Genomic DNA, 20173 nt, shown 5'->3' on the forward strand with positions numbered 1-20173 from the left:
TTCTGTTTGTGCGCACTCATGCCGACATGGATCGCAGTTAAGCCGTCCGCCCCGGGTTCGGGGGCGGGCCTGCCCGAGAGCAGCGTGGTGGAGTGCGCCCACGCCAACCGCCACAAGAACCCCGCCTCCCGCCTCTGGCTCCCCAGGACTGCGCCCAGCAGATCCTGCGCCGCAACCGCTTCCTCATCGGCGCGATGGTGGAGGGCTTCCTCAAAGCGGGCAGCCAGCCCATTCCGGGCGACCCGGAACCCGTTCAAGACTGCGCTGGCGAAACCGAGACCCGCCTCCTGATCAGCTCTCAGGCTGGGGCAAGGTCGTGGGCAGGTCCCTCAAGCACGAAGGCCCTGGCACTTTCGTCGAGGGCTGCAGCCTGGGACGACAAGACCTCCGAAGTGGCCGACATCTCCTCGGCGGCCGTCGCATGCCGCTGCACCACATGGGAGAGTTCCTCGAGGGCGCGGTTGATCTCCCGGACGGTGTGATCCTGGGCCATGGCCGCGTCGGAAAAGGCCTTCAGCTTTCGGGCGCTCCGCGTCACCTCAGGGGCCACCCGGGTAAGCAGCGCCTCGGCGCGCACGGCGATGTCCACGCTTCGATCTGAGATGGCGCGGATCTCCTTGGCTCCTTCCCGGCTGCGCTCTGCGAGCTTCTGCACCTCGACGGCCACCACCGCAAAGCCGCGGCCGTGAATGCCGGCGCGTGCCGCTTCGATGGCCGCATTGAGGGCCAGGAGATTGGTCTGGTAGGCAAGATCCTCGACCATGCCGATCCGCTCGGCGATGTCGCGCATGGCCGTCGAGGTCTCTGCGGCGGCGCTGGTCCCGACGCGCACCTCCTCGGCCACCCCTGCGGCCCGTTCGCTCGCCTTCTTGGCATCCTCCGCAGCCCGGGCCGCACCCGCGGCCAGTTCCTGCATGGAAGCCGTCAACTCCTCCACGGAGGCCGCCTGCTCCGAGGAACCGTGGCTCACATCCTGGGAGGTGGCGTTGAGCTGGGTACTCACCTGCTTGACGACCTCGACGGAGTGCTGGAGCGTGGCCACCAGGGAGGCCACGGCCTCCCGCATGGCGCGCAGGGCGCCGGCCATCGTGCCGGTCTCGTCCTGCGTGGCCTCGAAGGCCCGGAGCGAGTCGTCATCTCGGAAGTCGTACCCGGCCAGACGGCCCAGGCTGGCGGTGATCGCCACGATCGGCCGGGCGATCCGGTGCCCGAAGGTCGCCCACACCGCCACGGTCACGATCAGGCATGCGGCGACCACGGCGAGCAGCACCTGGGTGCGTTGCCGTATGTCGGTGGTGGCGGCCGCCCGCTCGGTGGCCACGATCGCATCGATGTCGTCCACGTAGTTGCCGGTGCCGATGACCCAACCGAAGGACGGAACCAGGAGCGAGTAGGCCCGCTTGGGGAGCGACACGGTGCCGCCCTTCTTCGGGAACCAGTAGTCGCTGTAGCCACCACCGCTGGTGCCCGCCCGGATGATGTCCCGCATGTACGGGGTGCCCTTCTGATCCACCGCATCGATCCGGTTCTTGCCCTCGAGAATGGGTTGGGTGGCATGCACCATGTTCAGGCCATCCACCGTGTCCGCCCAAAAGTAGCCTTCCTGGTCGTACCGGAGCCCGCGCAGGAGGTCAGCACCAAGCCGCTTCGCCTCCTCGGCCTTGATCTCGCCCTTCTGCTGTCGCTCGGCGATCCTGGCGAGCATGGACGCCGCCGTCTCGACCTCCAGACGTGCCCGCCGGTCGTAGTCGGCACGCAGGGTCCGCTCGAGCTGCTCGATGCGCTGCTCCGACGTACGCCGTCCCTCGATGATGAGGAAGGTTCCGAGTGCCAGGCCCGCGATCGTGGCAGTTGCGACCGTGAGGGAGATGATCTTCGCTGCGATGCGCATACCTGGAGCCTCGTGAGCGGGAACCCCATCATCTGACCACATGGTGTGGTGGCCGTGGGGACGAATCTTCCGCCCGGGCGGGGCCCGGGACGCGGGACGCGCCCCGGGGTGGTCCCCCGCCATGGGGTGGATCAGGCTTTCAAGGCCTTGGCCGCCAGCTCCAGCACGTCCGTGGTGGCCACGCCTTCGTGGTTGGTCTCACCGGCCGCATTGTTCAGCATGACGTTGCAGAAGGGGCAGCCCACGGCGATGGTGGTGGCCTTGGTTTCGAGGGCCTGCTCGAAGCGCTCGTGGTTCACGCGCTTGCCCAGGTGCTCCTCCAGCCAGAACCGCCCGCCGCCGGCGCCGCAGCACATCGTGGCTTCGCCGTGCTTCTCCATCTCCGTGAGCTTCACGCCGGGGATGGCGTCGAGGATGGCGCGGGGCGCTTCCACCTGGCCGTTGATGCGGCTGAGGTAGCAGGGATCGTGGTAGGTGAGGTCCGCATTCACCGTCTGGTCCAGCTTGAGCTTCCCTTCGGCCATCAGCTTCGCCACCAGTTCGGTGCCATGCACGACGTCAAAGTCCCCGCCGAAGGCCGGGTACTCGTTCTTGAGCGTGTTGAGGCAGTGGGGGCAGTTGGTGACGACCTTCTTCACGCCGTGGCCCTTGAGGGTCTCGATGTTGGCCTCGGTGGCCGACTGATACAGGTACTCGTTGCCCAGGCGTCGGGCGGATTCGCAGGTGCAGCTCTCCTCGGTGCCCAGGATGGCGAAGGAAACATCGGCCGCCTTCAACAGCTTCACCAGCGCCTGGGAGACCTTCTGGCCCGCGGCGTCGTAACTGCCTGCACACCCCACCCAGAACAGGTACTCGGCCTCGGGGTTCTCGGCCACGGTGGGCACCTTGAGACCCTCGGCCCACTTGGCGCGATCGGCCTGGGCCAGGTTCCAGGGGTTGCCCTGGCGTTCCATGCCCTTGAAGGCCACCTGGGCCTCGGCGGGGAAGTTGCTCTCCTCCAGGGTGAGGTAGCGCCGCATGCCCACGAGCTTGTCCACGAAGCTGATCTGCAGGGGGCAGGCCCATTCGCAGTAGCCGCAGCTGGTGCAGGCCCAGATGGTGTCCTGGCTGATCCAGCCTTCCAGCTGCTCCTTGCTCCAGGGCGCCACTTCGTCGTCGCGCTTCCAATAGGAGCCCTCGGGCACCGGGCCGCCGATGAGCAGGCGATCCTCGGGCACAGGCTTGTCCTGACCCATCTGCTCCAGGGGCGTGGCCTTCAGGTAGTCGCGGAGGTCATTGCCGAAATCCTTGGGGCGCAGCGGCTTGCCGGTGAGCGTTGTGGGGCAGTTCTCCAGGCAGCGGCCGCACTCCACACAGGTGTAGAAGTCGAGCATCTGCTTCCAGCTGAAGTCCTGGATCCGGTTGATGCCGAAGTGCTCGGCCTCCAGGTCCATGGGCTTGAGGTTCTTCTGGGGCTCCAGCTCCCGGAAGTAGATGTTGAAGAGCGAGGTGAAGACATGGAAGTGCTTGGAGTAGGGCAGGAAGTTGGCAAAGAAGTAGAGGGTCGCCAGGTGGAGCCACCACATCGTCTTGTAGAGTACGACGAGACCGGACTGGCTCAGTCCGCCCAGCCAGCCGGCCACCGCCACGCCCGCGGGAGACCAGGCGGCCCAGGCCGGATGGTGCAGGGCGACGAAGGCGCCGTCCGCCAGAAGGTCCGTGACCATGAGGCCGCCGATGAGGCTCAAGGTGGCCCAGGCGTCCCAGGAGTTTTCCAGGCGCCAGGGCTTGGCGGCCAGGCGGCGGAAGGTGGCGAGGGCGATGCCCACGAGCACCAGCACCTCGAAGATGTCCTTGGTGGTCTGATACCCGAGGCCGAAGACGCCCAGGGCCTCGGTCATGTGGAAGGCGGGGAAGAGGCCCTCCAGCACCAGCCCGATGGTGCGCAGAGACAAGGCGCAGAAGCCCCAGAAGATGAGGATGTGGTAGAAGCCCGCATACTTGTCGCGGACCATGCGCTTCTGCATCAACGCGAGGGTGAAGACGCCCTTGAGGCGCACCCAGGGCTGGTCGAAGCGGTTGTCCGGCAGACCGGCCTTCATGGTGGCGATCCGCAGGCGCATGGTCCAGGCGAAGAACCCGACCGCGGCGAGCGTCATGATCCAGAACAGCGCGATTTCCAGGGCCTTCATGGTGGTCCCTCCCAGCAGTCAACGTTCAGAAGAGGCCACAGCGGGGCGCTGCGGGCCATTCCATTGTCTCACCCGGTTATCAGGTATGCGGTCGAAGGGACAGTGTAGCCATGGCCATGACAAACTGAAGTCCCGACCTGGAGTCAGTTTCCGGAGCCCGCCTTGAGTCCCGATTCCCCCTTGTTGTTTGAAGCCGCCGTGACCCGTCCCCTGTCGGTGGTGTTCCGGACCGGCGAGGCCTGGGAGGGCCACGACTACACGGTGGAGGTCGTCGCCACCCGGCAAGGGCTGGATGGCTTCGACGTGGTGGTGGATTTCCGCGACCTGGAGGCCGCCCTGGATCGCTGCCTGGCCCCGCTCCAGGGGAAGCTCCTCTCGGATCTGGGCCTGGCTGGCCCCCTGACCCTGGCCCAGCGCCTGCTGGCCGAGCTGGCGCCCTTCGTCTCGGCCCCAGCCCAGCTCAAGGAAGTGGCCCTAACGGATGGCCGGGGCAGACGGATGGCGGTGCGGGGCTGAGCCCGGAAGGAAACACGATGAAACCCTGGATCCCCCTCGCCGCCCTGGCCCTGGCCCTGTCTCCCCTCCTGGTGGTCCATCCAGTGCGCGTCTCGGGGCGCAGCATGGAACCCGCCTTGAGGGACGGCGACCTGCGCTGGGCCCTGCGGGCCTGGGCCAGCCATGCCCCCCGGCGGGGCGAGATCTGGGTGGTGGAGGGGCCCCATGGTTCCTCCGCAAAACGGGTGCTGGGCCTCCCCGGGGAAACCGTCGAATGGCAGGGCCCCGACCTCCGGATCAACGGCCAGCGCCTGGACGAACCCTGGGTGGTGTACCCGGAGCGGTCCGGCCTGGGTCGCCTGGGCTGCGGTGAGGGCTACCTGGTTCTCGGTGACAACCGGCCCCAGAGCCAGGACGGACGGAGCTGGGGGGCCCTACCGGTGAAGGCCATGGTGGGACGCATCCTCTGAGGTGAACCCGTCCAACGGGCCAGTCACAGCAGAATCCGGCTCAGCCGCCGGGACCTTCTTCCAGGACTGCGTCGAGTGCCTCATTCACCTCGTCGATCCAGATGATCTGGAGCCGCTCCCGCGCCACGGGTGGAATGTCCTCCAGTTCCTTCCGGTTGCGTGAGGGCAGCATCACCCGGGTTATTCCGGAACGCAGGGCCGCCAGCACTTTCTCCTTGATGCCGCCCACTGGCAGGACGAGTCCCCGCAGGGAGATCTCTCCGGTCATGGCCGTGTCGCTGCGAACGGAACGTCCGGTGAACAGCGAGACCAGCGCCACGAACATGGCGATGCCGGCGCTGGGTCCGTCCTTCGGCGTCGCCCCGGCAGGCACGTGGAGGTGGACGTCCAGCTGTTCGAAATCCTCGCCCGCCAGGCCCAGCTCGCCCAGGTGGCCTTTCAGGAGGGACAGGGCGGCCTGGGCACTCTCCTTCATCACCTCGCCAAGTTGGCCGGTCAGGAGGACCTTGCCGCTGCCCCGCATCCGGGCCGCCTCGATGAACAGGATGTCGCCACCCACGGGCGTCCAGGCGAGCCCCGTGGCCACGCCTGGCCGCCCCGAGCGCATGGCGCTCTCCAATTCGAAATGGGGTGGACCGAGGATCTCGCCCAGATCCTCCGGCTTCACCCGGACGGTCGCCACGGCCCCCTCGGCGACGCCCATGGCGATGTGGCGGAGCACAGATCCGATTTCCCGCTCGAGGTTCCGGACCCCGGCCTCCCGCGTGTAGTCCCGGGCGATGGCGGTGAGGGTCCCTTCCTCAAAGGCGCATTGCTCCGCCGTCAGCCCGTGAACCGCCAGCTGCCGCGTCACCAGGTAGCGCCGGGCGATCTCGAGCTTTTCCTCCTCGGTGTAGCCGGGGAGGTGGATCACCTCCATCCGGTCCCGGAGGGGCCCCGGAATGGTATCCAGCACATTGGCTGTGCCAATGAACATCACGTGGGACAGATCGAAGGGGAGGCCGAGGTAGTTGTCGCGGAAGGTTGCGTTCTGCTCCGGGTCCAGGGCCTCCAGGAGGGCGGAAGCCGGGTCCCCGTGGAACCCCCCGGCACCCAGCTTGTCCATCTCGTCCAGCATGAACACCGGGTTGCGCGTGCCTGCGCCATGGATGCCCTGGATGATGGTGCCGGGCAGCGCGCCGATGTAGGTGCGCCGGTGGCCCCGGATTTCCGCCTCATCGTGGACACCACCGAGGCTCGCATGCACGAACTTCCGCCCGGTGGCATGCGCGATGCTCTGGCCGAGCGAGGTCTTTCCCACGCCAGGAGGACCGACGAAACAGAGGATGGGGCTCTTGCCGCCGGGGTTGAGCTTGCGGACGGCCAAGTACTCGAGCATGCGCTTCTTGATCTTCTCCAGGCCGTAGTGGTCCGCGTCCAGGATCTTCCGCGCCTCGGCGATATCGATGCCGGCCTCGCTTTCACGGGACCAGGGCAGCTCGGTCAGCCAGTCCAGGTAGGTGCGGATCATGGAATATTCGGCGGCCGAATCCGGCATGCGCTGCAGGCGCTTCAGCTCCTTGCGGGCCTGCTTCTCAACCTCCTCCGGCATCTTCGCGTCGGTGATGGCCTTCGCAACCGCTTCCAGCTCCGCCGCGGTCTCGTCCGTGTCCCCGAGCTCCTTCTGGATCTGCTTCAGCTGCTCGCGCAGGAGGAATTCCCGCTGCTGGGCATTCATGGCTTCCCGCGTCTGCTCGGTGATCTTGCGGGACATGTGGATCACTTCCAGGGCGTGGGCCATGCGCGCGAGCACCTTGTCCAGCCGCTCCCGTACGTCGAAGGTCTCGAGGATGTCCTGTTTGTCCTGGGCCTTGATGTCCATCAGCCCGGTCACCAGGTCCGCGGCGGGCCCGGGCGCCGTGAGCTGCTGGATGGCGTTAATCAGCTCCAAGGGCGGCATGGGAAGGGCTTCGGCGTATTCCTGAACCTGCTGGCGCAGCGTGACCAGCCGAGCTTCCAGGGGGCTGGACAGGGTGTCGTCTTCGCGAACCCGGGCAATCCGGGCGACCAGGAAGGGCCAGCCCTCAAGGAACTCAACGACCCGGAAGCGCTGCTCGCCATGGCAGATGAGGTGATGGGTGCCATCCGGCGTCGTGATGAATCGGAGGATGTGGGCCAGGGTTCCCACCTGGTATAGATCCTCTGGACCCGGCTCATCCTCCGCCGGATCTCGCTGCAGCAGGAGGCCCAGCGGACGTTCAGCCTTGATGGCCTCCTGCGCCGCGATGACGGATTGTTGTCCCTGCCCGATGGTCACCACCGTCACCATGCCGGGGAAGAGTTCGAGTTTGCGCACCGCGATGATGGCCGTCGCATCCTTCGGCAGGTTGGGCCCCGCCTCTCCAGTGGCTTCGCGGTCGGCCCGCGATCCAGGGTTCTCGTTCATGGGCCTTCAGCCTTCCGAAACGTGAGGAACAGGCAGCCGTCGCACAGCTCATTCCGGACGGCCTGGAGCCCCGGGGGCAGACCTTCGATCCGGCGTTCGAAATGCCCATGGGGTATTTCCATGCGGTGGATGGCGCCGATGCGCTCTGCCCAATGCACGGGAAGATCTCCGCTGATCACCAGGTCCGTGTCTTCCCAGAGCACCTTCAGGCGGTCGACGGACATGCCGGGCAGCGCCACCACGATGTGCAGGGCCCCGTCGGATTCGAAGATGTCCACCGGTGGCTCCCAGGCCGGGCGCGGCGAGTTGGATCGGCCCACATGGAAGAACTGCTTCTGGAGGCGCTCAGCCTCGTTCAACACCTCGAGGGCGCGGGTCCACATCCAGGTTCGGGGATCGCCAGGTTTCATGGTGGGAACACCGGGGTAAGCCTTTGGGGCCGTCCTCCACCCAACCCCACTTCAAGCATGGTGATCCCTCCCCCCTCCGCAAGGTTGGGCTACGCTGGAAGGCTGGAGTTTCGATGGACCGACTGGTGATCCAAGGTGGACAGGCCCTGCGGGGACGCATCCGGGTGTCCGGGGCGAAGAATGCGGCCCTGCCCTGCCTGGCGGCAGCCCTGCTGACGCCGGACGCCGTCGTGCTGTCCAACCTGCCCGCGGTGGCGGATATCCGAACCATGGTGAAGGTGCTCCAGGCCCTGGGCACGGACGCCACGCTGGAACCGCAAGGCGAGGGCTTCGAGCTGACCGCCAAGCTCGCCTGCACCGGCAGCGACGATCCCAAGGCCCCTTACGACCTGGTGAAGACCATGCGGGCCTCCATCTTGGTGCTGGGGCCCCTCCTCGCCCGGTTCGGCAAGGCCACGGTGAGCCTGCCCGGCGGCTGCGCCATCGGGGCCCGGCCCGTGAACCTGCACCTGGAGGCCCTGGAGCGCATGGGCGCCGTGATCGAGATCAGCCACGGCTACATCCACGCCTCGGTGCAGGGCCGGCTGAAGGCCATCGACCACGCCTTCACGAAGGTGAGCGTGGGCGCCACCGAGAACATCCTCATGGCCGCGGCCCTGGCGGAAGGCACAACGGTCCTGCGCAACGCCGCCCAGGAGCCCGAGATCGGCGACCTGGCCCAGCTCCTCGTCAAGATGGGCGCCCAGATCGAGGGCATCGGCACGGGCACCCTCACCATCACCGGCGTCGAGCGCCTCCATGGCTGCGAGCATGCCGTCATCCCCGACCGCATCGAGGCGGGCACCTACCTGTGCGCCGTGGCGGCGGCCTGCGGCGACGTGGTGCTGGACCGCTGCGAGCCGGAACACCTGCGCGCCCTGCTGGACCTGCTGGAGCGGTCAGGCTGCGTCATCACCGAACGCGAGGGCCAGGATGGCCGTCAGCTCCGCATCCAGCGGGAATGCGGCCAGAAGCTGCGCTCCAAGGACATCACCACCCTGCCCTACCCCGGCTTCCCCACGGACCTGCAGGCGCAGGTGATGGCCGTCATGACCCAGGCCTGCGGCATCAGCGTCATCAACGAAGGCATCTTCGAGAACCGCTTCCAGCACGCCATGGAGCTGGAGCGGCTGGGCGCCAACCTGCGCACGGACGGCCACACGGCCATCGTGGCCGGTCCCGCCAAGCTGACGGGCTGCACCGTCATGGCCACGGATCTCCGCGCCAGCGCCGCCCTCGTCATCGCCGGCCTCGTGGCCGCGGGCGAGACCGTGGTGGATCGCATCTACCACCTCGACCGCGGCTACGCCGGCCTGGAAAAGAAGCTCCAGGGTGTGGGCGCCCGCATCGAGCGCGTGGGCGGCGGTCGGGTCTAGGCCCGATCCGGACGGACGCCCCAGAGCCCCAAATCCTCATGCGCCGCGCCGACCGCCTGTTCCAGATCGTGCAGCTGCTCAGGCGCGACCGCATCAGCACCGCCGCCAAGCTCTCCCGGGAGCTCGGCGTCAGCGAGCGGACCCTCTACCGCGACATCGCCGACCTCATGGCCTCGGGTGTGCCCATCGAGAGCGAAGCCGGCGTGGGCTACAGCCTGCCGCGGCACTTCGACCTGCCGCCCGTCATGCTCAACGCGGAGGAGGGCGAGGCCCTGCTGCTGGGCGCCCGCGTCGTGGCCGCCTGGGGAGATCCCTCGCTTCGGGAGGCCGCGGAGAGCCTCCTCCGGAAGGTGGAGGCCGTCCTGCCCCCGGACCGGAGGCGGGCCCTGTCCGACCTGCCCTTTCTCGTACCGGACTTCCATATCCCCCCGGAGACCGCCCGCTTCCTCGGCGAGCTGCGCCAGGGCCTCCGCGAGCAACGGCGGGTGCGGATTGCCTACACCCGGGCGGACGGGACCACCTCCGAGCGAGTGCTCCAACCCCTGGGCGTGATCTTCTGGGGTTACCGCTGGCACCTGGCCGCCTGGTGCGAACTCCGTGAGGCCCTCCGCACCTTCCGGGTGGACCGGATCCAGGCCACGGAGCTGCTCGGGCCCTTCGAGGCGGTCGCCGGCCGGGGCCTGGAGGATTACCTGGGAAAAATCCGAACGGCAAAGCACCAGATCTAAAGATTCCTGTCCAAACACTCCTGCCACCAGGCTGTCAGGAGTTGGGGGCACCATGGTCTCTCAACCACCCAAGGAGCTTCCATGGCCCTCGCGCAAGCCCTCCTACCCGAGTTCGAACACGAAATGGCCACCTTGCGCCGCGTGATCGAGCGCGTCCCCGCGGCCCACCTGGACTACCGCCCCCATCCCAAGTCCTTCACCCTGGGCGACCTGGCCAACCACCTGGTGAACATCCCCGGCTGGACTGTGAGCACGATGACCGAGACCGAGCTGGATTTCGGCCTGCCCGAGACCCAGGCCCGGCAGCCGAAGCCCAGCAGCACGACTGAAGGCCTCCTCCGCACCCTGGACGCCCAGGTGGAGGCCGCCCTGGCCGCCCTGACCAGGACCTCCGACGAGGCCTTCCACGTGGTCTGGAGCCTCAAGAACAACGGCCAGGTCCTGTTCGCCATGCCCCGCATCGCCGTCTACCGCGGCTTCGTCATGAACCACCTCATCCACCACCGGGCCCAGCTCGCCGTCTACCTCCGGATGCTGGAGGTGCCGGTTCCGTCCATTTACGGCCCCAGCGCTGACGAAAGCTGAATTTCTCTCCCGAAACCAGGTCTGGCGGCTGCTTCTTTATCCCTGTGACGACCTCCACCCAGGGGGTGGGCTACACTGGGTCGGAGATCGGGGGATCCATGTTTGGCGAGATGAAGGTCTTTTCCGGGAGCAGCCACCCGGACCTGGCGAGGGGTATCGCCACGCATATGGGGATGCCCCTGGGGAAGCTGAAGATCACCCGGTTCTCCAACGAGAACATCAAGGTGAAGATCGAAGAGAACGTACGCGAATCGGATGTCTTCGTCATCCAGACCTCCTGCCCGCCCGTCAGCGACAACCTGCTGGAGCTGCTGATCCTCATCGACGCGCTGAAGTTCGCGTCCGCCGCCCGCATCACGGCGGTGCTGCCCTACTTCCCCTACGCCCGCAGCGACAAGAAGGACGAGGCGCGCATTTCCATCACGGCCCGCCTGGTGGCTGACCTGCTGGAGACCGCCGGTGCCGACCGCGTGCTCACCATGACCCTGCACGCGCCGCAGATCCTTGGCTTCTTCCGCAAACCCGCGGACCAGCTGCTGGCCACGCCCACCCTCACGAACTACTTCAAGACCAAGGATCTCTCCAATGCCGTTGTGGTGGCCACGGACGCCGGGGCGGCCAAGTTCGCCGGCCACTTCGCCAAGCGCCTTTCCGTGCCCATGGCCATCATCGACAAGCGCCGCTTCGACGACACGGAAAAGGCCCAGAGCGTGGCCCTCATCGGCGACGTGAAGGGCAAGGACGCCATCATCTACGATGACGAGATCGCCACCGGCGGTTCCATCAAGGAAGCCGCCCGCATTCTGCGCGAGTTCGGTGCCCGCACCGTCCGGGTGGGGGTCACCCACGGCGTCCTCTCGGGGAACGCGGTGGAGACGCTCAATTCCGCCAACCTGGACGAGCTGGTGCTCACCGACAGCATCCCGGTCCCGCCCGACCGCGCCAAGGCCCTGCCCAACCTGCGGGTGCTCTCCACCGCCGCCCTCTTCGGCGACGCCATCCTGCGCATCCACGGCGGCCGCAGCATCAGCGAGATGATGGACTGATGTCCGTCCGCCTCGGTCTCATCGAGGCCCCGCCAAGCCTCGATCTGCTGGGCCCTCTGGGACCGGAGATCGCGCCGCTGTTCACGCGCCCGTTTCTGACCCTGCACCGGGCTTCCGGGCTGTACACCGCCCGCATCTGCCTTCTGCTGCTCTTCGACCTGGGCTGGGAGACTCGCCTGAGAAGCGGCGTCACCCTGGACGGCCTCTGCGAAGGGCTGCCCGATCAGGCGCGCAAGCCCCTGGCCTGGATGCTGCCGTTCCTCACGGCTGAAGGGATGCTTACCCAGCAGGGAGACAGCTACCTCCTCACGGGTCAGCCGGACCTGGATCTGGCGGGCCTCCGCGAGGCCGTAGAAATCGAGGCCCCCGGCCATGCGGCCAATTTCGACCTCTTGGACGGCGTGCGCTCCCACATCCTCCCCTTCTTCACGGAAGGCAAGGACGGCGACGCCCTGCTCTTCGATCTGGCGCTGTTCCCCCTCTGGCTGGCCTACTTCCGCAACGGGAACCTGGGCTATTTCCCCAACAACCTCTTGACCCTGTTGGCCCTCCGCGAGGGCCTGCCCACTGGCGCCCGGGTGCTCGAATTGGGGGGCGGCGCTGGCTCCTTCGCGCAGCTGGTGGCCGAGCTGGGCGCCGAGCAGGGGTGGCTGGGCCGCATCGCCGAGTACCGATTCACGGACGTGGCTCCCACTTTCCTGCGGCGGGCCCAGAGGAATCTGGGCACGACCGCGCCAGGCCTGCCCCTTGCCTTCCAGTCCCTGGATCTGAACCGGCCCCTCGCAGCCCAAGGCATCGCCCCTGCCAGCCTCGACGCCATCGTGGGCATCAACGTGCTGCATGTGGCCCAGGATCTCGAAGCCACGTTGCGGGACCTCCACGGCTACCTGAAACCCGAGGGACGCCTGGTCATCGGCGAGTGCCTGAAGCCCAGTCTCGACACCCCGCTCTACCTGGAATTCTTCTTCAACTTCATCAAGGCCTTCACCAGCGTGAAGCTCGATCCCCGCTGGCGCCCGCGCCACGGCTTCCTCACGCCCGAGGCGTGGGACCAGGCCCTGCTGCACGCCGGGTTCACGCAGATTCTCCACGTTCCCCCGCCCCACCCCCTCATGAATCGCCACCCGAACTTCACCGTCGGTGCCATGGTGGCCATCCCCTGACTCCAGACAAGAAGCGGTGCCGAGGCACCGCTTCCTATTGGGACCTGGCTTGGCTCAAAATCCCGTGAACACCACCACCGCGCAGGCGGCATAGGTGCCGTCCGGCTTGGGGACGACGGCCACACGGGACGGGGCGGACGAGACGAGCGCCGTGGCCCAGGAGGCCGCAGCCACCGGCGTCACTGTGATCACCCCGGACTGCTTGGCCACCGCCAGCACCAGGGGCTGCATCCCCACGGTGGTGTTCAGGGTGACGGTGACGGTCTGGGTGGTGGCGGTGGCGTCCACGAAGGTGTAGCCCAGCTGGCCGCCGTTGTAGGACGTGCTGATGGTGCCCTGCGGCAACGCCACGGGCATGAAGATGGCGCTGGCGGCGTCCCAGGCGCTGGTGCCGCCGTTCCACACCAGGTCACTCAGGCCGCGGGGCATCAGGTCCGGAGAGAGCGTGCTCGTCCCCATCATGCCCGCGCCCATGCCGGAGCAGGCCGAGGCGAAGGCGCCCACATTGGTGGAGGCGAGGCCCGGGAAGCCGACGTACCACCAGGCGAAGGCACTGTCATAGGCGTGGAGGTGGTCGCCGCTGGCGTGCTGGTAGGTAAAGCTGCTGGTGGAGGCCGCGCTGATCCGCCCACCGTCGACGGCGCGCTGGATGTTCACGGACTGCGCGTGCATGGGCGTGGCCAGGGGATCCTTCACCTGGACCTGCACCTTGAAGCCCGTCCACAGGTTGGCGAGGGCTGCCGAACCCGTGCCGAAGGTCTGGGTCATGTGATAGGTGAAGGCTGTGTCCGGATCAATGGCGATGGTCCGTGGCGTGCCGTTGGCAGAACTGACCACCATGAGGCTGTTTGTCTGATCTACACCGTAGACATGGCCCTCAGGCGACCAGGCCTGCAGGGGGTTCACGCTGTACCACACCCGCACGGCCCAGAGGCTGCCATCCGGCTGCATGCGCAGGGAAACCAGGGCGTACTTCCCGGCGGCCAGACCGGCGAGGCTGCCGAGCGTCTTCGTGTCGGCGTCGAAGAACCAGGCGCCTGTTCCCACATTCACGATCAAGTCGTTCCCGCTGTCCGTATGGAGCACGAAGCTCGACGTGCCCACCGAGGCGATGGTGCCCTTGCGGTGGCGGAACATGAGCTGCGCCACGCCGGTCATGCCGTTGGCGATGGGCCGGTGCTTGACCTGGAGGTTCATCACCCAGGTGCCGTCCGGCAGCTGTACCAGGAAGAGCGGATGCGCCAGGTCGAAGTCGAGCTGCACGGCGTTGCTGCCGTTGGCCGTCACCACGAAATCTGCGCTGAGGTTCACGAGGACGCTGCTGCCCGCCACCTTCACCTGGCTGGGCGGGATGACCGTGCCATCGGCCTTCACCAGGTTCACGCTCGTCGGGTCGATGCTGATGCGCAACGCATCGTAGGTACCCGCGGGGATCTGGTCCGAGGCCAGCAGCTCACCCACGCTGTCCAGGTCCACGAGGTTGATCTTGGCGCTGGCGCCCTGGAAGGCCACCACCTCCTTCGTGTGGTCGGCCTTGTTCAGGAAGGCCACCTGGGTCACCACCACCTCGACGGCGGACCACTGGTCCGACGGGGCGTCCGTGAGGATGACGGCCGCCGTGCCCATGGGCGTGGTGGAACTGGCGGAACTGGAGGAGCCGCCGCCGCAGGCCACGCTCAGGGCCAGGGCCGTGAGGGACAAGGGCAGTGCCAGCACGGAGAAGGTGCGAAGAACGGGACGCATGGGGATCTCCAGGGGACGGAGCCGGGCTCCGGATGGGATGGGAAAGCGGATACCCCTCTGACCCACCCGCCGGAGAAAGGGTTGATCACCCCTGTTCATTTTGCGGATCTGGTCCCCGATGTTGCGACACTGCTTCATGGCCTCCACCCTGCGGGACCTCCTCATCCAACGCGCCGCGCGACTCCAAGGCCGGCCGGCCCTGACCACTGCCGACTGGGGGACCCTCACGTACGCCCAGCTCCGCAACCGCACCGAAGGGGTGGCGCTGGGCCTGCTGGCCACCTCGTCGCCCTCCGCCATCTTCAGCAGCACTCGCACGGCCTGGGACTGGGCCGCCGAACTGGCCGCCGCCGCCTCGGGCCTGGCCTGGGATCCGGCCGGGCAACCTGTGCCGCCGGAGGTCCTGGGTGGCCCCCACTTCAACAACCAGGACGGCCGCGGCCCCTACCACGCCTGCGAGCACGAGCTCACCGAGGCAACGCCCTTCAGTGGGGGCCTCACCCACGGCGAGCTCATGCTGCGCCTGCGGCGCCTGAACACGACCCTCGGCTGGGACCACGACACCCGGGTCGAGCTTCCCCTGGCCCGCCTGGGCGAACCCGCCCTGCGCGCGGCCCTCTGGAGCCTCCTCTACGCCGGTGGCCACGCCGTGCTGGTGGCCGAGGCCCCTGCCGCCCAAGGGCTCCTGGCCCGATTCCGGCGCCCGGAGGCCGGTTGGGACCTCGAACCCTTCTCCGGGTTCTGGACGCCCTAGCGCGAACGCCCCTCGTCCCGGGGCAGGGCCCTGCCCGGTCCGGTATCCCGCCACCTCCGCCGTCAGACGCACCCAGGGACCTGAGGGTTGAGGACGCCCCATCCTCGGAGCGTTACAGCAACCGGTTGAGCAGCCGGTCGATGCGGGTACGGTTCATGGGTTTCAGCGCCTGCTGAACCTTGGGTGGGTAGGCACTGGGGGTTTCCAGATCCTGGAAGCCGGCCAGGCGCGTGGCGTGCTTCAGGATGGAGGCCCGCTCCCGGGCATGCTGGCTGCGCAGCAGCCCATGCGGATCCTGGATCACCAGGCCATTCTCCAGATCGAGGTTCCAGGCCCGGGGGTTCAGGTTGTTCCCGGTCACCACCGCGATCTTGTCATCCACGAACAGGCCCTTCATGTGGAAGGTGTTGTCGGCGTGGTGCCACAGGTAGACCTTCAACCGGCCATCGGCCATGACCTGCCGGTGGGCCTTGGTGAAGCGCCGCAAGTTGGCCTCGTAGAGGTAGGGCAGCAGGCCGATGACCTTGAAAGGCTCGCTGGGTGGAATGAAGAAGTCATTGGCGGCCTTGTCGCCCACCACGATGGTGACTTCCCGGCCCTGGGCCAGCTGGCGGGACAAGACCCGGCGCAATTCCCCCGGCAGATTGAAGTAGGGCGTATAGATGACCAGCTTCCGCTGGGCGGATTTCACCAGGGCCAGAATCGTTTCATTGAGCCGGTTGCCCGCGCCCAGACCGGCCATGGGCGTGACGGCCACCTCGTTGGAACGGACCGGGCCGCCTTCAAAGACGTACTGGGAGGCCCGCAGCTCCCGCCGGAAGGTTCGCAGATCATGCGCCGATCCCTCGGCGGGGGCGTCGGCCGGATCGTTCAAGGAGGTCACGGCCGTCTGGTTCAGGAACGTGGCACGGACGAACTCCGCCAGGCAATCCGCCAGGGGCTTGGACTCGAACAGATGGTACCGGTCCAGCCGGTAGCGTCCGTCCCGGCCCAGGTACACGTCGTTGAGGCTCGCGCCGCTGTACAGCACACTGTCATCGAAGATGAACCCTTTCAGATGGAGCACGCCGAAGAGCTCCCGGCTGTGGACAGGCACACCGAGGATCCGGACACCAGGCCCATACCTGGCTGCGAATTCCCGGTACATGGCCGCATTGCCTGAGCTCTTGGCCTTCCCGATGAGGCCTCGCTGGGCGCGGTGTTGATCGACCAGAACCTGGATGTCCAGCCCGGGGTTCGCCCGGTGGGCGGCATACAGGGCCTCCATGATCTCTCTCCCGGCCGGATCGTCCTGGAGATACAGGCAGACCAGGATGATCCGGCGCCGGGCGCCCGCGATGCGCTCCAGAAGCTCCGATCGGAAGGCGGAAGGCCCGGAGAGCACCTGCACGGCCTTGGCGCTCATGGCGATCGCCGGCAGGCCGTCCATGGGGACATGGCCCGCCCGCCTGGCCCGGCCTCGCCGGAACATGTGAGCCAGACGACCCGAGGCTGAGCTTGCCGACGCTTCCATGCCCCATGATAGCGGCTGTCCCGACTAGGCCTCGACTTCCCCTTGCCCTTCGACAGTCACTGGCCAATCCTGGACTTGGAGGTCCCCATGGTCCGCTCCGTGTCCCGCAAAACGCCTGAATCCCCCCGCCCCGACGGGGCCAGCCTCGTGAAGCCTGAGCGCCTCCAGGCGGTGCTGGAGGCCATCCGGGATGCCGGGGATCGCGGCGTCACCAAGGCTGGGCTGGCCCGGAAGCTGGGCGGCGTGGCCATGCGCACCGTGGACCGCGCCATCACGCTGCTGGAGGACCAGGGCGCCCGCTTCGGCAAGGAACGCGAAGGCCGGCCCGCCGTCATCCACTTCACCTTGGAGAAGGCCCCGGACTGGGACAGCAAGATCACGCCCCACGCCCGGCTCGCCCTGGAAGTGGCGCTCATGGCCCTGGAGGGCACGGCCACGGAGATGTGGTACGACCAGCTGGAAGGCCTGCGCGCCCTGGCGGACAGCCACCTCAGCAGTCGCGACCGGAGCCTCTTCGACGCCCTCCAGTCCCACGTCTGTGTGCGGGGCGGCGCTGACGACCAGCAGGCCCTCGACACGAAGATGCTCACCCAGGTGCTCATGGCCCTGGGCCATCCGGAAGGCCCCCGCGAGCTGGAGCTGACCTATGCCGCCGCCTCCACGGGCCGCACCAGCGCCCGGACGGTGGTGCCCTTCACCCTCACCCACGACGTGTTTTCCGGCGGCGCCTTCCTGCTGGCGTGGGACCCCGCCAAGCAGGAGCCCCGGCACTTCCGCCTGGCCCGCATCGTCGAGGCCAAGGCCCTCCCCAGGCGCGGCCTCATCCCCGACAAGCGCCCCCTGGAGCAGGCCCGCGATCTCCAGATCGGCGGCTGGTTCAGCCCCGCCGCGCCCTTCCAGGTGAAGGTCCGCGTGGGCGGCTCCAACTGGCCCCAGGCCCTCCTGGACGCCCCCCCCGCCCTCCCCCGCGTCGAAGTGCGCAAGGAGAAGGGTGGCACGGTGCTGCTGAGCTTCAGGGCCACGGACCTGTACGGCCCCACCCGCTACATCCTCCAGCTCGGTAGTGATGCCGAAGCGCTGGAACCGAAGGCGCTACGAACCCATATGGCCGCGACGCTGAAGACCATGGCGGCAAAATATCGCGAGTAATGATCCAGATTAATCCTGAGCCTCGGAAATCACGCTCAGCGATTCGGAACATTCATTCCTAACGTCTGTTTGGATGTTATATTCTTCCTCCACCGATTCGGTAAATTGAATTAAGCCACGAACAACAAAGACAATTAGATGAAGCTAGAATTTGTTATGCTATTACATGCCTCAGGCAATCTGCCGCCTCTGTCTCCAGCATCGAGAACTGAAGGAGAGCCATATAATTCCGGCTTTTGTATTCCGATGGCTCAAGGAAACCTCTGGTACCGGATATCTGCGTTTCAGCGACAAACCAAATCTTCGCGCCCAGGATGGTGTCAAGGAATATTGGCTTTGTGGCTGCTGCGAGCAGCTCTTAGCTGAAGAGGCCGAGACCCCATTTGCAAATGAAGTCTTTCATCCACTGTGCTCTGAAGAAAAGGTATCCGTTGAGTATGGTCCATGGATGTTGAAATTCGCTGTATCCCTATCTTGGAGAGCTGCACATTTCCTTTGTTCACGCGGTGAGTTAACGCACTTTGATGATCAGCAAAAAGCAGCCTTGATTGAAGCATTGGAAAGATGGCGCCTCTTCCTGTTAGGACAAGTCCCCCACCCAGGCAAATTTGAGCAACATATTCTTCCGCTTCATGGAGAGATCAGCGATTGGCCCGGAGGAGCTCCCCCAAACCTTAATCGCTGGGCTCAGCGGAATCCTGAGATGGACATCGCTTCGAGCCCAGGCACCTGTTACGTCTATGTGAAGTTGCCGAGATTTCTTTTCTTCGGTTTCATCAAAGTGGATAAGCCGAAAGACTGGATGGGCACCAAGGTCAGGGTCAAGGGAGGAAGAATCACCCCTTCCGCATATCAACTTCCGGCTGGAGTCGGCAACTACTTGAAATACCGAATGATTCGATGCAGCCAAGTACAGCTAAGAATTTCTGTACGGCAAAAACAGCGAATCAACCAAACCTTCAGGGATCACCCAGATCGAGTTGCGAATTCGGATGCGTTCCGTGCTCTTCGCAGGGATGTATTGGCTTTCGGGAAACAACGAGTGCTTCGAGCTGATGATGAAACCTAGTGTTCAAGCTCCATCTCCAGTTCGGCTCAAAATATCAATGGACCCCCTTTGTTGAACCCGGGCAAGGGAGAATGAGCGTTCTCCCCCTGTGAATAGGAACTTCAATGACCCCTCTTTGATATGTGATCAGGCATAAATAAGGAGGAGAATCGACCAAAAGGGGCGAGGAAAAGTGCCGAGTATCCAAGAAATTCTTTCCACCGGTGAGTCACATTGAGAGCCGGTGAGTAGGATGTATGCCGTCTCACCGGCCCTCACTGTTCCTCTCCGGTCGATAGCAGTTGATCCCGTCCATCCCCTTTATCCCTGTTCATAAGATCTTTTTGAACAGGGATAGAAGGGATGAAGGGGATTTTCTCTGAACATCCTCGAAATTGAACGCCGCGTTCAAACAAAAAGGGGTCTTAGGAAGCAAACAGGGTCAAAGCGGATGAGAGCGTAGCAGGTTGAGGAGGGTCTGGTAGAGATCCTCATGGCGGCAATTGAAGCGGAACTCGCATTCCTTGAGGTGGAGGTGGAAGGTCGCCTTGGAGATGCCATTGAATCGGGCGAGGCGGCGCTTGGCGTAGCTCCAGAAGGACTCGATGCCATTAATGTGGCTCTTCCCCCGGGCGAATTCATTGGCGCCGTGGTTGACCCGGTGATGCTTCTGGTAGCCCATATCCACGAGACCGTCGTAAGCCTTCCAACCGTCGCTGTGAATGGTGGTTTTCCGCTTCACGTGACCTCGGATGACCCCCAGCAGTGCGGCTTTGCTGCAATTGGGAACCACCTGGGTGAACACCTGACCTCCGCGCTTCAGGATGCCGAAGACGATGGTCTTGCCTCCGGCACCTCGGCCTCGTTTTCCACGGACCCGATGAGGCCCGAAATAGGACTCGTCGATTTCCACCTGGCCGGAGAAGGGCGACTGGCGCTCGCAGGCCTCAGCCATGCGTCCACGGATGCGGAGGTAGATCGCGTTCACGGAACGCAAACTGATCCCCGTCATCACGGCCGTCTCCGTCGCCGTCAGATCGAGCGCAAAGCACCTCACGAGGTGGCGGAATTTCGCCTCGGAAATCTTTGAACGGGTGTAGTACTTGTTTTCCATAGGATCGGCGCGGCTTCCATGCTCTCACCTATCCTGTTTGCTTCCTAAGACCC

The 20173-nt window shown here is 65.8% G+C and carries 17 protein-coding genes; 10 read left to right on the forward strand and 7 right to left on the reverse strand.

The window, feature by feature from the left end; all coding sequences use genetic code 11:
• Window positions 1-298: 298 nt before the first annotated feature.
• Both NOV74_RS07070 and NOV74_RS07075 read right to left on the reverse strand, forming a co-directional pair.
• Entirely contained in the window at window positions 299-1891 is a 1593-nt protein-coding gene (locus tag NOV74_RS07070) for a methyl-accepting chemotaxis protein (RefSeq protein WP_257310501.1), read from the reverse strand.
• Window positions 1892-2022: 131 nt separating this feature from the next.
• Window positions 2023-4062 carry a (Fe-S)-binding protein gene (locus NOV74_RS07075; RefSeq protein ID WP_257310504.1) on the reverse strand — a complete coding sequence of 680 codons (2040 nt, stop codon included), beginning with the start codon at window positions 4060-4062 and terminating at the stop codon, window positions 2023-2025.
• Window positions 4063-4224: 162 nt separating this feature from the next.
• On the opposite strand from NOV74_RS07075, the gene NOV74_RS07080 reads away from it, so the two are divergent.
• Both NOV74_RS07080 and lepB read left to right on the forward strand, forming a co-directional pair.
• Window positions 4225-4578: a 6-pyruvoyl trahydropterin synthase family protein gene (locus NOV74_RS07080; protein ID WP_257310505.1), complete on the forward strand. Its 354-nt coding sequence runs from the start codon at window positions 4225-4227 to the stop codon at window positions 4576-4578.
• A gap of 17 nt (window positions 4579-4595) precedes the next feature.
• Complete coding sequence (lepB, locus tag NOV74_RS07085) at window positions 4596-5027, forward strand: signal peptidase I (RefSeq protein ID WP_257310508.1); 432 nt, start codon at window positions 4596-4598, stop codon at window positions 5025-5027.
• Between the two features lie 40 nt (window positions 5028-5067).
• Here the strand turns inward: lepB and lon are convergent, their stop codons facing one another.
• Together lon and NOV74_RS07095 are read right to left on the reverse strand one after the other, a co-directional pair.
• Window positions 5068-7452, reverse strand: a complete 2385-nt coding sequence (gene lon / locus NOV74_RS07090; RefSeq protein WP_257310510.1) for an endopeptidase La — start codon at window positions 7450-7452, stop codon at window positions 5068-5070.
• The gene (locus NOV74_RS07095) at window positions 7449-7862 is read right to left on the reverse strand and encodes an Hsp20/alpha crystallin family protein (RefSeq protein WP_257310512.1); all 414 of its coding nucleotides are present in this window, start codon (window positions 7860-7862) and stop codon (window positions 7449-7451) included. The genes lon and NOV74_RS07095 overlap by 4 nt, the downstream gene beginning before the upstream one ends.
• A 113-nt stretch (window positions 7863-7975) precedes the next feature.
• Between NOV74_RS07095 and murA the strand changes: the two genes are divergently transcribed.
• From murA to NOV74_RS07120, 5 genes are all read left to right on the forward strand, one after another.
• On the forward strand, window positions 7976-9277 hold the full coding sequence (murA, locus tag NOV74_RS07100; RefSeq protein WP_257310514.1) for a UDP-N-acetylglucosamine 1-carboxyvinyltransferase: 1302 nt from the start codon (window positions 7976-7978) through the stop codon (window positions 9275-9277).
• A 38-nt stretch (window positions 9278-9315) separates the two neighbouring features.
• Window positions 9316-10005, forward strand: a complete 690-nt coding sequence (locus NOV74_RS07105) for a helix-turn-helix transcriptional regulator (RefSeq protein WP_257310516.1) — start codon at window positions 9316-9318, stop codon at window positions 10003-10005.
• A gap of 81 nt (window positions 10006-10086) precedes the next feature.
• Window positions 10087-10590, forward strand: coding sequence for a DinB family protein (locus NOV74_RS07110; protein ID WP_257310519.1), 504 nt, complete (start codon window positions 10087-10089; stop codon window positions 10588-10590).
• Window positions 10591-10688: 98 nt separating this feature from the next.
• Window positions 10689-11636 (forward strand): ribose-phosphate diphosphokinase, encoded by a 948-nt coding sequence (locus NOV74_RS07115; RefSeq protein ID WP_257310521.1) that lies wholly within the window; start codon window positions 10689-10691, stop codon window positions 11634-11636.
• Window positions 11636-12799 (forward strand): class I SAM-dependent methyltransferase, encoded by a 1164-nt coding sequence (locus tag NOV74_RS07120; protein ID WP_257310523.1) that lies wholly within the window; start codon window positions 11636-11638, stop codon window positions 12797-12799. Before NOV74_RS07115 ends, NOV74_RS07120 begins: the two co-directional genes overlap by 1 nt.
• A gap of 54 nt (window positions 12800-12853) precedes the next feature.
• Here NOV74_RS07120 and NOV74_RS07125 read toward each other — a convergent pair whose 3' ends face one another.
• On the reverse strand, window positions 12854-14542 hold the full coding sequence (locus tag NOV74_RS07125; protein ID WP_257310525.1) for a DUF4382 domain-containing protein: 1689 nt from the start codon (window positions 14540-14542) through the stop codon (window positions 12854-12856).
• Between the two features lie 118 nt (window positions 14543-14660).
• Between NOV74_RS07125 and NOV74_RS07130 the strand changes: the two genes are divergently transcribed.
• Window positions 14661-15296 (forward strand): hypothetical protein, encoded by a 636-nt coding sequence (locus NOV74_RS07130; RefSeq protein WP_257310527.1) that lies wholly within the window; start codon window positions 14661-14663, stop codon window positions 15294-15296.
• Window positions 15297-15408: 112 nt separating this feature from the next.
• Here NOV74_RS07130 and pssA read toward each other — a convergent pair whose 3' ends face one another.
• On the reverse strand, window positions 15409-16725 hold the full coding sequence (gene pssA / locus NOV74_RS07135; RefSeq protein ID WP_257310529.1) for a CDP-diacylglycerol--serine O-phosphatidyltransferase: 1317 nt from the start codon (window positions 16723-16725) through the stop codon (window positions 15409-15411).
• Between the two features lie 171 nt (window positions 16726-16896).
• On the opposite strand from pssA, the gene NOV74_RS15330 reads away from it, so the two are divergent.
• The gene (locus NOV74_RS15330) at window positions 16897-17958 is read left to right on the forward strand and encodes a helix-turn-helix transcriptional regulator (protein ID WP_306672302.1); all 1062 of its coding nucleotides are present in this window, start codon (window positions 16897-16899) and stop codon (window positions 17956-17958) included.
• Between the two features lie 166 nt (window positions 17959-18124).
• Window positions 18125-19027, forward strand: a complete 903-nt coding sequence (locus NOV74_RS07150; protein WP_257310535.1) for a hypothetical protein — start codon at window positions 18125-18127, stop codon at window positions 19025-19027.
• Window positions 19028-19448: 421 nt separating this feature from the next.
• Here the strand turns inward: NOV74_RS07150 and NOV74_RS07155 are convergent, their stop codons facing one another.
• The gene (locus tag NOV74_RS07155) at window positions 19449-20120 is read right to left on the reverse strand and encodes an IS1595 family transposase (protein WP_257309989.1); all 672 of its coding nucleotides are present in this window, start codon (window positions 20118-20120) and stop codon (window positions 19449-19451) included.
• Window positions 20121-20173: the final 53 nt, after the last annotated feature.

This window comes from Geothrix fuzhouensis, assembly GCF_024609325.1.
Taxonomy (GTDB): domain Bacteria; phylum Acidobacteriota; class Holophagae; order Holophagales; family Holophagaceae; genus Geothrix; species Geothrix fuzhouensis.

What these genes read in the sequence shown, in the direction of transcription:
- NOV74_RS07070 (WP_257310501.1), bottom strand. Translation starts at nt 1,891, where the DNA reads ATGCGCATCGCAGCGAAGATCATCTCCCTCACGGTCGCAACTGCCACG.
- NOV74_RS07075 (WP_257310504.1), bottom strand. Translation starts at nt 4,062, where the DNA reads ATGAAGGCCCTGGAAATCGCGCTGTTCTGGATCATGACGCTCGCCGCG.
- lepB (WP_257310508.1), top strand. Translation starts at nt 4,596, where the DNA reads ATGAAACCCTGGATCCCCCTCGCCGCCCTGGCCCTGGCCCTGTCTCCC.
- lon (WP_257310510.1), bottom strand. Translation starts at nt 7,452, where the DNA reads ATGAACGAGAACCCTGGATCGCGGGCCGACCGCGAAGCCACTGGAGAG.
- NOV74_RS07095 (WP_257310512.1), bottom strand. Translation starts at nt 7,862, where the DNA reads ATGAAACCTGGCGATCCCCGAACCTGGATGTGGACCCGCGCCCTCGAG.
- murA (WP_257310514.1), top strand. Translation starts at nt 7,976, where the DNA reads ATGGACCGACTGGTGATCCAAGGTGGACAGGCCCTGCGGGGACGCATC.
- NOV74_RS07105 (WP_257310516.1), top strand. Translation starts at nt 9,316, where the DNA reads ATGCGCCGCGCCGACCGCCTGTTCCAGATCGTGCAGCTGCTCAGGCGC.
- NOV74_RS07110 (WP_257310519.1), top strand. Translation starts at nt 10,087, where the DNA reads ATGGCCCTCGCGCAAGCCCTCCTACCCGAGTTCGAACACGAAATGGCC.
- NOV74_RS07115 (WP_257310521.1), top strand. Translation starts at nt 10,689, where the DNA reads ATGTTTGGCGAGATGAAGGTCTTTTCCGGGAGCAGCCACCCGGACCTG.
- NOV74_RS07120 (WP_257310523.1), top strand. Translation starts at nt 11,636, where the DNA reads ATGTCCGTCCGCCTCGGTCTCATCGAGGCCCCGCCAAGCCTCGATCTG.
- NOV74_RS07125 (WP_257310525.1), bottom strand. Translation starts at nt 14,542, where the DNA reads ATGCGTCCCGTTCTTCGCACCTTCTCCGTGCTGGCACTGCCCTTGTCC.
- NOV74_RS07130 (WP_257310527.1), top strand. Translation starts at nt 14,661, where the DNA reads ATGTTGCGACACTGCTTCATGGCCTCCACCCTGCGGGACCTCCTCATC.
- pssA (WP_257310529.1), bottom strand. Translation starts at nt 16,725, where the DNA reads ATGGACGGCCTGCCGGCGATCGCCATGAGCGCCAAGGCCGTGCAGGTG.
- NOV74_RS15330 (WP_306672302.1), top strand. Translation starts at nt 16,897, where the DNA reads ATGGTCCGCTCCGTGTCCCGCAAAACGCCTGAATCCCCCCGCCCCGAC.
- NOV74_RS07150 (WP_257310535.1), top strand. Translation starts at nt 18,125, where the DNA reads ATGCCTCAGGCAATCTGCCGCCTCTGTCTCCAGCATCGAGAACTGAAG.
- NOV74_RS07155 (WP_257309989.1), bottom strand. Translation starts at nt 20,120, where the DNA reads ATGGAAAACAAGTACTACACCCGTTCAAAGATTTCCGAGGCGAAATTC.